Origin of the sequence: Convivina praedatoris (genome assembly GCF_933208495.1) — a bacterium.
In the GTDB taxonomy this organism is placed as follows: domain Bacteria; phylum Bacillota; class Bacilli; order Lactobacillales; family Lactobacillaceae; genus Convivina; species Convivina praedatoris.
The window spans coordinates 20337-33827 of the sequence record NZ_CAKOET010000003.1 but is presented as its reverse complement, the minus strand read 5'-3'; the positions used below and the strand labels follow the sequence as shown (position 1 = coordinate 33827).

Annotated in this window: 12 protein-coding genes; all 12 read right to left on the bottom strand. The window is 42.0% G+C overall.

Annotated elements, in window-relative coordinates:
* Positions 1-2: 2 nt before the first annotated feature.
* Positions 3-1277, bottom strand: coding sequence for a dihydroorotase (locus M4974_RS03400; RefSeq protein WP_248706271.1), 1275 nt, complete (start codon positions 1275-1277; stop codon positions 3-5).
* The gene (locus M4974_RS03395) at positions 1264-2175 is read right to left on the bottom strand and encodes an aspartate carbamoyltransferase catalytic subunit (RefSeq protein ID WP_248706272.1); all 912 of its coding nucleotides are present in this window, start codon (positions 2173-2175) and stop codon (positions 1264-1266) included. Before M4974_RS03395 ends, M4974_RS03400 begins: the two co-directional genes overlap by 14 nt.
* A gap of 191 nt (positions 2176-2366) precedes the next feature.
* Positions 2367-2951 (bottom strand): signal peptidase I, encoded by a 585-nt coding sequence (gene lepB / locus M4974_RS03390; protein ID WP_248706273.1) that lies wholly within the window; start codon positions 2949-2951, stop codon positions 2367-2369.
* Positions 2952-3007: 56 nt separating this feature from the next.
* On the bottom strand, positions 3008-3355 hold the full coding sequence (locus M4974_RS03385; protein ID WP_248706274.1) for a YlbF family regulator: 348 nt from the start codon (positions 3353-3355) through the stop codon (positions 3008-3010).
* Between the two features lie 47 nt (positions 3356-3402).
* Positions 3403-5484, bottom strand: a complete 2082-nt coding sequence (locus M4974_RS03380; RefSeq protein ID WP_248706275.1) for a PBP1A family penicillin-binding protein — start codon at positions 5482-5484, stop codon at positions 3403-3405.
* Between the two features lie 83 nt (positions 5485-5567).
* Complete coding sequence (argS, locus tag M4974_RS03375) at positions 5568-7259, bottom strand: arginine--tRNA ligase (RefSeq protein ID WP_248706276.1); 1692 nt, start codon at positions 7257-7259, stop codon at positions 5568-5570.
* Between the two features lie 163 nt (positions 7260-7422).
* A complete protein-coding gene (locus M4974_RS03370; protein WP_248706277.1) occupies positions 7423-7680 on the bottom strand; it encodes a hypothetical protein in 258 nt (85 codons plus the stop codon).
* 52 nt (positions 7681-7732) lie between these two features.
* Entirely contained in the window at positions 7733-8962 is a 1230-nt protein-coding gene (gene coaBC, locus M4974_RS03365; RefSeq protein ID WP_248706278.1) for a bifunctional phosphopantothenoylcysteine decarboxylase/phosphopantothenate--cysteine ligase CoaBC, read from the bottom strand.
* Entirely contained in the window at positions 8955-10445 is a 1491-nt protein-coding gene (murE, locus tag M4974_RS03360) for a UDP-N-acetylmuramyl-tripeptide synthetase (protein ID WP_248706298.1), read from the bottom strand. The genes coaBC and murE overlap by 8 nt, the downstream gene beginning before the upstream one ends.
* A 20-nt stretch (positions 10446-10465) precedes the next feature.
* The gene (locus tag M4974_RS03355) at positions 10466-11614 is read right to left on the bottom strand and encodes a cation:proton antiporter (protein WP_248706279.1); all 1149 of its coding nucleotides are present in this window, start codon (positions 11612-11614) and stop codon (positions 10466-10468) included.
* 126 nt (positions 11615-11740) lie between these two features.
* The gene (locus tag M4974_RS03350; protein WP_248706280.1) at positions 11741-12772 is read right to left on the bottom strand and encodes a tRNA dihydrouridine synthase; all 1032 of its coding nucleotides are present in this window, start codon (positions 12770-12772) and stop codon (positions 11741-11743) included.
* Positions 12773-12826: 54 nt separating this feature from the next.
* Entirely contained in the window at positions 12827-13423 is a 597-nt protein-coding gene (locus tag M4974_RS03345) for a non-canonical purine NTP pyrophosphatase (RefSeq protein WP_248706281.1), read from the bottom strand.
* Positions 13424-13491: the final 68 nt, after the last annotated feature.

Below are 13491 nucleotides of genomic sequence, written 5' to 3'. Positions count from 1 at the left end.
GCTTAATTCCTTTCAAATACTTGCTGTCCGGCTACCCAAGTGGCGACCGTGGTCCCATAAACTGACCAACCAATAAAGGGTGAATTACGACCCTTGGAGTAGAATTGATCGGCCGTAATTTCGGCTTGATTCTCTAAGTCAAAAAGTGCTAAATCAGCCCTTACTCCAGCTTTAATTTCCGTTGGAGCGGATAAGTTGAAGGCCTGAACTGGTTTTACCAACATCCGATCAACCAAGGTTGCCAAATCCATTACTCGCGATTGGACTAGATGGGTGTACATCAAGGCAAAACTAGTCTCAATACCCGTAATCCCAAAGGGTGCCTGGCGCATACTTTGGGCCTTTTCTTCACTCGTATGGGGGGCATGATCCGTGGCAATCATATCAATCGTGCCATCCAACAAACCAGCAATTAAAGCTTGACGATCATCTTCTGAACGCAAAGGTGGATTCATCTTTAAGAGCGCATCGTCCTCGGTAATGTCATTTTCCGATAGTAATAAATGGTGCGGTGAAACTTCGGCAGTCACTTTGATTCCGGCTTGTTTGGCCAGACGAACCAGTTCAACCGATGTTTTAGTAGAAATATGGGCGACGTGATAGTGAACCCCAGTCGCTTGGGCTAGCACTAAATCTCGGGCTAATTGAGAACTTTCAGCCAAAGGTGTAATTCCTGGTAAACCAAGTTCTACAGCCCGTTTGCCAGCATTCATCACCCCACCATGAAGCATGGAATCATCTTCCAAATGGGCCGATAAAGGTTTATTAACCAAGGCAGCTGCCTGCATGGCTTGGTACATTGTCTCAGCCATTTGCACCCCCTTACCATCATTGGTAAAAGCTACTGCCCCAGCTGCGGCCATATCTTTAATATCAGCAACTTCAGTGGCGGTCAAATCTGCAGAAATCGCACCGTACTGACCTACATGGATCACACCATCAGCTTGATTACGGTGAATTTGAGCCTCCAATTTGGCCACCGTATCAGGTACTGGATTTAAGTTTGGCATAGCTAAGACGGTAGTAAATCCTCCGGCCGCAGCTGCCATTGAACCAGTTTTAATCGTTTCTTTTTCAGTGTAGCCCGGATCACGAAAGTGTACGTGCACATCAACTAATCCCGGCGTTAGAAAGGAGCCATGAGCGGAATATACTGTCATACCTGCTTTAGGTGTAATTGTCGGTGCAACTTCAACAATTTTTCCTTGATCTACTAACACATCTCGGGTTACCAAGGCTCCCTGGTTTAAAATCTGAGCTTCCTTAATTAATTGCATCTGCTACCTCCGATTGAATACTTTCTAGCATGGCCATGCGGGCATAAACCCCGTTAGTCATTTGTTCAAATATCTTTGATTTAGGTGCTTCAACTAAATCACTAGCAATTTCCACATCGCGATTCACCGGACCGGGATGCATGATAATGGCGTTATCTCGTAATCTTTGGTAACGTTCCTGGGTCAATCCATAAGCTTGGTGGTACTGTAAGGCTGAAAAGGACTGATTTTCTTGATTAGTAATCCGCTCATGTTGTACTCGCAAGAACATCAAGACATCGACTTGATCCAATTGGTCATCCAAATCAACATAGTCCCCAAACTTTTCAAATGTCGAATCATGCCAAATCTCAGGCCCACTTAACGTAATGCTAGCCCCCAAACGCTGGAAAATTTCAGCATTGGAATGAGCCACGCGCGAATGAGCAAGATCACCAACAATCCGAATCTTAAGTCCTTGGAAATGGCCAAAATGTTCGTAAATCGTTACTAAATCCAACAGGCTTTGGGAAGGATGCTGCCCACTACCATCCCCAGCATTGACTAGGGTTGGTAAGGGATGACGACCATCATCTAAATGTTCATACCAAGCAGTTTGGGCATGGCGAACTACCGCTACATCAACGCCAATAGCCTTAATCGTTTTCAAGGTATCTGCTAAACTCTCGCCTTTTGACATAGAACTATTTTGCGGATTAATGTCAATGACCTGCCAACCTAAACGATGTTCAGCCATTTGAAAACTAGTCGCGGTTCGTGTTGAATTTTCAAAGAATAAATTAGCCACCGTGTATGTTTGACCGACAGGTTGTGCCCCTTGTTTAAGGGCCAGCGAACGCTCCACCAAAGCTATAATTTGCTTCGTTGATTGCGCGTTGATATTTAGAAAATGAGCCATTGGATTCCTTTCTGATTATAAAAAAGCCAAGCAGATAGTGCTACCTGCTTGGCTAAAAAGAATTACGAGGATCCAGTTAGGCCTTGTAATTAATTGAACTCCTTGCAGGCCTCGCAGGACCTGATTAAAGGTTTTATAATTTTATTAAATATAACACGGATATAAATCTATAACAAGTGGCCTACTGATACCTAAAAAGTCCCGACCACTTTACCCCGAATATCTTTTTGTGCTACGAAACCAAAATAGCGACTATCATTGGATTGAGAGCGTTTATCCCCTAGTACAAAATATTTTCCAGCTGGTACTCGTTCTTGATGACGATCCCCACTTTTCCATAATGAACTCTCGGATAAGGTCTTTAAGTCCCAGGGATCACCGAAAATTAATTCGGTTCCACTTCCTTTTTCTTGACTACTGAGATAGGTTTGTGGGACTAATTTTTGATTTACATATAGTGCTCCCTGATGATAAGCAACTGTATCACCAGGGAGGCCAATTACCCGTTGGACATAATTATTAGCTTTTCCCTGCCGAGCATCAATTCCACGAGCGGCAAAGTTAACCAGATCTCCCCGTTGAATCTTAGTCAAACGATTAATAAAAACATACTGATGATTTTTAAGGGTTGGCGCCATCGCATTACCCTGAACCAGACTGGCGGTAAAAATAAAACGATGAATTAACCAACCAACCACGAGGGCAGCTAAAATCAAAAGCAAGTACTGCTTAGTAAATTTTACGATGCTGGGCCATATTTTTTTTACTTTTTCCATAGAATTATTTTTAAAGAAAAAGCAATTCGATTGAATTGCTTTTACAATATTATTACTTATTGAGCTGCATAGGCCTCTGAAATTGGCTTAGTAACGATGTCGTTTAATTCACCCAACAAGCTATTTAGAGCCTGTTCAGCAGCCATCAATCCTTTAATCAATTCGTTTTCTTGTACTTGCTTAGCAACAGCATCCCATTCTTTTTCTTGTTCAGGAGCAGGAGTTTCTTGAGCCTGCATCATTTGTTGCACCTTCATTTGAATGCCTTGGAATTGTTCAAACAAAGCCTTAGCTTCAACATCAGCCTTCACGGCTGAAAAAGCATTTTGCCAAGTAATATACTGATCAGTTTCAGTTAAAACATTAGCCATTTCGTTTGCATTATCGTAAATATTTACTGTCATTTGACTAGTCCCTTCTAACTCTTAAAATTATCTTCTTGTACTCATGGCTAATTACCTAGCCAACTCCTAATAGTATCCCATACTTTATTAGCACCATCAACCGTTTTATTGACCCCATCGTTAATTGCATTTTGGGCGTTGCTAGCCCAATCTTGCTTATTATCGCTGTTATTTTTATTACTATCACTAGCAGGCTTATTGGGATTAGTTACGGTGAAATTGCGTTCATCAGTATTAGGCAGAATTTGACCCATTGAAGTTTTTACCAATGGCCCAATTGTTCCCATCAAGCCAAGTGGCAGAGAATTAGGACTGCTTCCTTCTAATCCCATCCAACTAACCTGCACCACATCACGCGTATAGGCCACTGCCCATGAATCTTTCGATGAGTTAGCATTGTTAGGATCATTGGGATTTTCAGTTGTTCCGGTCTTACCAGCAATGGTATAACCACTTGGTGCAGCACCAGCACCTGTTCCATTAGTATAGGTACCTAACATCATCCGAGTCATGTTGTCAGCAACCTTACTACTAATCACCTGTTTTTGTTTGTAGTCCGGTTGGCTAACAACCACTTTGCCAGAAGAATCAACAATCTTATTGATGTAATGTGCCTGGCTCATCGTCCCATCATTAGCAAAGGCCGTGTAAGCCTGCGCCATATCTTGTGGTGAGACCCCCTTGGTCAAACCACCCAAGGCCAATGCATAATTCTTATCATCGTTCGTAACTGGTAGGCCAAACTTCTGGGCACTATCAAAACCAACATTGACACCCAATTTATTTAGTAAGTAAACCGCCGGAATATTGTAGGAATGCTCCAGTGCTTGATACATAGTTACATCACCAGTTTGCACATTTAAGGCATTATTAGGTGAATAACCATTGGTTCCAAAGCTTAACTGATGGTTAGGTAACTTACTGTCAATCGTATAACCAGCCTCTAACGCTGGTGCATAGACAACAATTGGCTTAATAATTGACCCAGGTTGCAGTCGGGATTGATTAGCCCGATTGAAACCTCGGAAAGTATGAGTAGTTTCCCGGCCACCAATCACCGCCCGAACGCCACCGCTTTGCGCATTTAACACTATGGTAGCAGCCTGAGCTTCACTTTGGCTATTAAACAGGGCGTTATTTTGATAGTCATTTTGTAGATTTTGCTGATCCTTTTGGTTCAGCGTCGTATAAATCTTATACCCATGATTCATGATGTCTTTTTCATCTAGGCCATATTTGTTAACAGCTTCGGCGATTACAGAATCAAAGAACCAAGGATAACGATAGGAATCATCACCAGTATAAGTATCATTTAAAACAATTGGCGTGGCTTTAGCTTGAGCAGCTTCCTGACTGGTTAACTTTTTATTCTCAACCATGGTCTGAATAACTAAATCCCGCCGACTTTTAGATCGATCGGGATGATCAATCGGATTAAAGCCACTAGGATTAGTTAACATCCCAGCCAAAGTAGCGGCTTGGGCCGTCGTTAATTCACTAGCATGAACCCCAAAATACTTTTGGGAAGCATCTTCGACCCCCCAGACACCATTTCCAAACCATGAATTATTCAAATACATGGTTAAAATAGCATCCTTAGAATAAACTTGTTCTACCTGCATGGATAAGAAAATTTCCTTAAGCTTACGGGAAAAAGTTTGTTCCTGAGTCAAATAGGCGTTTTTAACCAACTGCTGCGTAATGGTCGATCCACCACCCGAAATGACATGGGAACCAGTCAGACGGTTTCGAACAAAAAGAAAAACTGCTCGTCCTAGGCCCTTAATCGAGAAACCATGTTCGTGGTAGAAATTACGATCTTCAACCGATAACACCGCGTCACGCATATTTTGTGAAATCTGGTTATATTTAACGTAAGTACCTTTTTGAGAATATAACTCCCCCGCCATCTGGCCACTATTATCATAGATATTAGTTGTCTGCGACAGGTTCGCTTCTAATTTTTGGACATGAGCCGTCTTAGCAATGGTCACCAAATAAAGACTAACCACTAAAAACAAAGCCAAAAAGCTGACGATCAATAAACGTCCCAGTTGCCATCGGTCCCAGAAAGCCTTTAGACTCTGCTGAAACTTAGGCCACCCTATTAAAGAGTTTGTTTTTTTCATACTTGTCCTTATTTAAATTACACAAATCAAAGCTGATATTGCCAATTTAAAATTTCCAATTATTAATTAGTAAAACCTAATTCTTACATTTCACTAGGGGCTTGTACACCTAACAAACGTAATGATTCAGTTAAAACCGTTGAGACGGCAGCAACTAAAGCTAGCCGAGCATTTAACTGCTGATCGTTGGTCAAAATCTTGGAATTAGCATAATACTTATTAAAGTTACGAGCAAGTAATAATGCATACTTGGCAATCACACTTGGTTCGCGGTTATCCCACGCTCGTTTAACAGTTTGTGGGAAATTACCTAAAGTGGTGACGATATCCCAAGTTTGGTCATCATCTAAGTCTAAATCAGTCAGATCAATTTCACGTTGAGCTTTCCGCAAAATCGACTGAGCCCGAGCATTGGTATATTGTACGTATGGACCGGTATCCCCTTCAAAACGAACAACTTCTTCCAAGTTAAAATCAAAGTTATTTTTACGATCATTCATCAAATCGTGGAAAACAACCGCTCCAGCGCCCACTTGTTCGGCTACGAGTTCTTTATTCGCTAGGTCAGGATTCTTTTCTTGAATTTGCGCCAATGCTAGTTGATGGGCATCATCCAAAACATCTTTTAGCAAAACCACATCACCCTTACGAGTGGACATCTTCTTACCGTTAAACGTAATCAAACCAAAAGCGATATGTTCAATATCATCAGCCCAAGGCATTCCCATCAAAGACAAAACGGCTCGTAACTGCACAAAGTGCTCCCGTTGCTCACCACCAACAACATACAATGACTTCACAAAGTTATAGGTTTCTTTACGGTAAATAGCAGCGGCCAAATCACGGGTCATGTACAACGTTGCCCCGTCCGAACGCTTAATCATGGCGGGCGTCAAATTCGGATCGATGTCGGACAAATCAACAATTTCAGCCCCTTGCGATTTAACCAAAAGCTTCTTATCAACTAATTGATTAACAACGCCATCCATTTTATCGTTGTAGAAAGCTTCCCCATTAAATGAATCAAAATCAATTCCTAGGCGGTCATAGATAGTCGTAAATTCCTTTAATGATTCATTACGGAACCACGTCCAGAGTTCTTGAGCTTCTGGATCACCATCTTCTAACTTTTTAAACCAGGCCCGGCCAGCATCATTTAAGCTATCATCAGCCTTAGCTTTTTCGTGAAATTCAACATAATAACGCAAAAGAGTGCCGATTGGATCATCCTTAACCTCGGCTTCATTTCCCCAAGTTTTGTAGGCATAGATTAATTTACCAAATTGGGTTCCCCAGTCACCCAGATGGTTAATTCGTACTGGTTGATAGCCATTTTTAGCCGTAATGTTGGCCAAAGAATTACCGATAACAGTTGAACGCAGGTGTCCCATTGACATTGGCTTGGCAATGTTAGGAGAAGACATATCAATGGTCACATGCCCTGCTTGACCATCTTGATTATCGCCATAGTGCTCACCAGCTTCTAAAATACTAGCAATTGTTAGCTTAGCCGTTGCCATCTTATCTAGGAAAAAATTAATGTAAGGACCCGTAGCCACAACTTTTTCAAAGTTGCTCTTATCAATTTTTTCTACCAGGTCGGCAGCAATTTGCTGAGGGGCTTTTTTATATAACTTAGCCAAAGTAAAAGTTGGAAAGGCCCAATCCCCTAATTTAGTAGTTTTAGGCGTTTCCATTTTTTCATCAATTTCGGCGGGGCTTAATTCTGGAACCACTGCTGTTAAGGCAGCCACCACCATTTGATTTTTCGACATATAACAATCCTTTCGGTTAATTAATACTATTATACTGTATCAATTCTCATTGAACTAGTAAATTAAAAGGGCTCTCTCCCGATTAAATCAAGAGACGAGCCCTGCTTGCACGACCGTACTAATCCAACAACAAGATTTTTATAATAGTAGTCTTAGCTAAATATTAATCTTCTTGTTCTTCTGGAGTTGGAGCAGCCTGGATTACCTCAACGTCAGCCATACGGACAATGGCCCGATGGTTCATTTCGTTAACTGCTGGTTGGTCAGCCGGTGCATTCTCAACAATTTCAACCAATAATGCATTTTCGTAAACTTTTTCAACTTTACCGGTAAATGGTTTTTCTAAATTGCCATAGGCAGGGGCCAATAGGACATCCCCTACATGAAACTTTGCAGCTTGTTCTTCTTCTGCCTTACTCATTTGGGCCTCCGTTCACCTTACATGAAACATTATTTTACCATACTTAAATGCTTTATTCTAGCACCTTACTGGCTAGCAAGGCCATTGTTTGATCCATGATTTCACGCGCAATAACTAACTTATTGGCTAATGCCACTGGTTGCGGTAATCGATTTTTGATAAAAAGGGTCACCGCATTATTATCACTATTAAAACCAGCCGCTTGCTCACTAACATCATTAGCAACAATCATGTCGGCTCCTTTGCTAACTAGCTTTTTTTGCGCATTGTCAGCTAAATCCTGAGTTTCTGCAGCAAAACCAACAACAACTTGTCTTGGGCCTTTTGCTTGACCAACAGTTGCTAAAATATCTGGATTCAAAGTTAAAGCTAACTGCCAACTCGTCTGTCCAGGAGTTTTCTTAATTTTATTTTCGGCCAATTGGGCTGGCCGAAAATCAGAAACTGCAGCGGCTGCAATAAATACACTCGCAGTTGGTAAATACTGTTTTACTGCACCTAACATAGATTGAGCATCATTAACCTTAATAAGTTTTACACCATAAGGTACTGGGCGATCAACTGTTGCAATCAAGATAACCTGAGCACCACGTTCAGCGGCTGCCTCAGCCAAGGCATACCCCATCTTACCAGAAGAACGGTTGGTTAAATAACGAACCGGATCTAGTGCCTCTTGCGTACCCCCAGCGGTAATTACCACCTGTTTATCCTTTAAAATGTTATCGACTTGAGCTAATACCCGAATTGGTACCTGACTCACAATTTCAGTCAAATTCGCTAAACGACCGGTTCCTTCATAGCCTTCGGCCAAAAAACCAGTAACTGGATTAATGATTAGCCAGCCATCGGCTTTCAATTGGCTAACATTGCGTTGTACCGCTGGGCTAGCCCACATACCATCATTCATGGCCGGTGCCAAAATTTTATCAGCCCGACTGGCCATAATCGTTGTTGATACCACATCATCGGCCAAACCTTGGGCAATCTTTCCGATTATATTAGCGGTCGCCGGTACCACTAAAACTACATCGGCCCAATTGGCCCAAGTCACATGATCCACAGCAGCTACATCTCTTTGCCAGCTATCATCCGTTAACACGGGATTTTGCGATAAAATCGCCAAAGTCTTAGCTGGAATAAAATTTTGGGCTGCTTGAGTCATCATCAGTCGAACTTGAGCCCCCTGCTTAATTAATAGGCGAGTTAACTCAGCTGCCTTGTAGGCTGCAATACCACCAGAAACAGCTAGTAAAATTTTTTTATCCGTGTACCAATCAGTCATCTAACAATGCTTCCTGCTTTTGATAAGCCACTACCACCGCATAATCACCAATATAAGGCACATCTTGGCCATTAATCTTTTGGTAAGGATCTTCGCCCTTACCCGCCACAACAACAATGTCTTCAGGACCAGCCCCATCAATCGCCGTATGGATTGCTTTAATCCGATCCATTTGATAGTGAATCTTCACGCTTGGATTGGTAATATGTTGGGCAATTTCTTGAGCAATTGCTTGTGGATTCTCATACTGAGGGTCATCAGCCGTCAAAAAGACTTCATCAGCTAACTTAGAAATTATTTTTCCAAAATCAGCTCGCCTGGATACCCCTTTATTCCCAGGTGAACCAACTACGACAATCACCTTGCCGTCAGGATACTGATCCTGGGCAAAACTAAGTAAAGCTGACATGGAGGCATAATTGTGAGCATAATCCACAAAGGTTACGCCGTGCCCAGCAATTGGCAAACTTAACATCCGTCCTGGGATGACAACCTGATCAAGACCCTGTACCATGTCGCCGTGCTTAGCACCAGCTAAAGCAACCATGATCAAAGCAGCCACGGCATTAGACTCATTAAAATCACCAGGTACATTTAGACGGTAATCCCCTTCCATCTCAGTTAGTGGGCAGGCATTAACGGTAAAACGGCTCTCATGAATCGCACTTTCATGAGAAACATAGGTGAACTCACCCCCAGTGCCATAGGTGTAAATATGGTCATGATTTTTTTGCGCCCGATTCATAATTTTCTCTAAGTGATCGGTTTCAGCATTAACAATCACCTGCTCAGAATGATCAAAAAGCATCAACTTATGAGCAAGATAGTCCTCGAAGGTCGGATGTTCATTAGGGCCGATATGATCTGGGGAAATATTCAAAAAAGCACCAACTTGATAATCCAAGCCATAAACTCGATTACGTAAAAAGGCCTGAGAACTAACTTCCATCACCAAATGAGTCATGCCATTATCGACGGCCCGACGCATATCTTTAAAAAGTTCATAAGATTCCGGCGTCGTTAAATCAGACTTATGCCGGTCTTTGTTGGCTGGGCCCGTAATGCGATCAACCGTGGAAAACAAGGCAGTTTTATTGCCCGTAGCTGCTTTTAACATGTAGTAAGCAAAATAAGCAGCAGTTGTCTTTCCCTTTGTTCCAGTAAAGGCACCAATCCATAATTGCTTTTGTGGATAGTCAAAATAGGCCATTGACAAAATCGCCAAAGCTTTTTGACTATCAGTAACAATCCATTGGGGGCCGTCCCATGCCAGAGATTTTTCTGTCACCAGAGCGCTAACGCCAGTTATTCCTTGTAGATATTCAGCTTTGAAGGCCCCTTTGACAACAAATAAGGTGTCAGGTCGCACCTGCCGACTATCATAGTGTAAAAACTCAAAAAGTAAATTATCTCCTTGGGGAGCATCTTTTAAAAGTTGATGTTGATTAAGTATTTGGGTGATTTTTTGACTAGTTAATTGCATACCAACATTATAGCAAACCATTAAAAATTCGCCCGACCATTTATGCCTAATTGCCATCTTAAAACAATGGGCGTGAAAATAGTCGTTAAGAGAATCACAATACTTAAAGTGGCATAACTTTTAGCTGTTAAAACATTGCTCCCCAAAGCTAAATTAGCAATTACCAAGGCCATCTCTCCCCGAGAAACCATGCCGGTTCCGATCATGGCACTGTCTAATCGATTAATCTTCATGATTTTTGCACCGGCAGCAGCCCCTAACCACTTAGAAAAAACAGCTATCAGCGTCATCAATACAATGACTAAAAGCTGACTTAATTGGCCTTTGAATGTAATATTTAAACCAATCCCAACAAAGAAAACTGGTATTAAAAAATTTTCTCCAAAGGGCACTATTTGATTTTGAATTTTCTTTTTAAAAGACGATTGTGCCAACAACAAACCAATCAAAAAGGCAGTAATTGCACTGGAAAGGCCTACCTGTTCGGTTAGGTAGCTCAACCCCAGCAAAAATAAAAGACAAAAACCACCAAAAAAGCCTGGTAAATCAACCTGATTAATCAAATTAATTAGCCGTGGCATGACCTGCCATAAAAAGACCACCAACAAAATTAACGTAGTCAGTAAGACCATTAATTGCAACCACAACGGCTGACTACCACTTGCCCCATTGATCTTAAAATAGGCAGCGTAGAAGGCCCACATTAAAACAGCCAAAAGATCATCAACCACAGCTGCACCTAAAATGGTGACCCCCGCAACCGAATCCAAACGATTATACTGACTCAATACTTGGGCCGTAATTGAAACAGAGGTTGCTGAAAATAATACGGCCAACAGCCAGGTATACTGGCCAGAATAATGAAATTGCCAGCCTAAATATAAAAAAGAAAATAAGGGGACGACGACACCAGTTAAAGCGACCACTGTCGCCGGTTTAAGATATCTTTTTAACAGGGCCAGATTACTATCTAAACCGGCTAAAAACATTAAAGCTATCAAGCCAATTTCTGCCAAAAATTCCAAGACTGTGCTAGGCTTAACCCAATTTAAAAGGGCTGGCCCAATGACAATTCCTGCGACTAATTGTCCCACCACTAGAGGTAACTTGATGCAATTAGCTAGGTAACTAAAAAATAGACTGGCTAATAAAACGATTATTAAATTCATTAATAACATCATTTCTCACTTTCATTTCAAACAAAAAGGCCACTCAAAGGAACACCGCTCCCCCGCAAGTGTCCGCCTTGAGTATGACCTCAACCAAAAAATTATTAAATTATTTACCAATAAAACTCAAGCTTGCCCTTGATCAAAAGCCAATACTCGTGGTTTTTCAGCCATTAAAATCTCTCGCACTTCCGCGGTACTGTGCGTTTCCATTAACTGCAAACGTAGATGAGCCGCATGCGGAAAGCCCCGCAAGTAAATCTTAAAGTACCGTTTCAAGGCTTCAAAGTGCTTGGGCATTTTGGCCGTATTGACTTCGTCAAACAGTTGTAATTGTAATTCCAACAAGCCAATTGATTCCGCCAAGCTATGTTTTTGAACCACCGGTTCAAAGGCGTACGGATTTTCTAACACACCCCGGCCAATCATGATGCCATCAATGCCAGGATGTTCCTTAACTAAAGCCATCCCAGCCTGATAATCAGCAATATCGCCGTTAAATTGAATTAGGGTTTGAGGCGCTAGTTCATCGCGCATGGCTAGAATTTCATCAATGTATTCATAGTGGGCCGGTGCTTTGGACATCTCCTTACGGGAACGTAAATGTACCGTTAGAACTTGAATATCCGCCTGCAGTAAGATTGGTAACCATTCTCGGAACTCTTCGGCTCGGTAAAAGCCCAATCGCGTTTTGACAGAGAGTGGTATGCCAGCCTGCTTGCCAGCTTCAATTAAGGCCAGCGCCCGGTCGGGATGCCGAATTAAATCAGAACCAGCGCTATTTTTAATCACCGTACCATCTGGACAACCCATGTTCAAATCAACGGCTTGATAACCCATTTCCGGCAATAATTTAACTGCTCCAGCTAATTCTTCAGGACGTGAACCCCACAGTTGCGCAATCGGTTGCTGTTCGCCGGGGGCTACAGCCAAGCGTCCTTGTACGGAAAATTTTGCCTTGGGATGAACCATTGAGCTAGCATTAGTAAACTCGGTATAGTAAACGTCCGGTCCAGCTGATTGGGCAATTACCCGGCGAAAAACCGTATCAGTTACAGCTTCCATTGGCGCCATACTAAAAAATGGTCGTGATGACCCATCTGGATTTTTAGCATTGGCCACTATTTCTTGCCAATAAGGACTCAATTTAACACTCATTAGATTCTCCTGTCAACAAATACCGTAAAACGAACTCCGCTATTTTAGCACGGTTTAGCCTTTTGGAAAAGCCTTTAGCAAGGTAGCAAAGGCTCGGGAACGATCATGGTAACTCACAACTTCCTCCAGAGACATTTCCGAAAGCGTTAAGCCATTTTCAGCTTCTAAAATATTATCTAAGCCATCTAGCCATTGACCACCACGAATATTATCAGCAATTCGCACGCCTCCTTTGCCCCAAGCCAATAGTTCCTGTCCACTCGGTGTAATCAGGGCCATCACCGCTAAAAGACAAGCCGAGCGATCCTGTTTTGGTTGGTACAAGCTCAAAATATACTCTTGTTCCGCCTGGGTGCCAATAATTCCTTTTTCTTTAAACTCGCGGGCGGTTACCACACCAAAACGCTGCGGATAGGCGTCTAAATATAAACCGGTATCATCAGCTAAAACATATTCATCTGGAAAAGCTTGGTGAATAAACCGAGCCTTGGTTAGGGCATTATGCCGCTGAGAATTGGTACTTTCCACTGGAAAAGTTAATTTCTGATTGGATAGGTCACGATAATTGATAATCTTTTGACCCATCTCTTGCGCTAAAATCGCTATTTCTTGAGTTTTTGCAGAATTATTGGAAGCTAAGATAAAACGCATGCTGACTCCTTATATTTCATTCGAATGAATAATGGTCTATTGCTATTCTAACAGAATTTAAATTACAC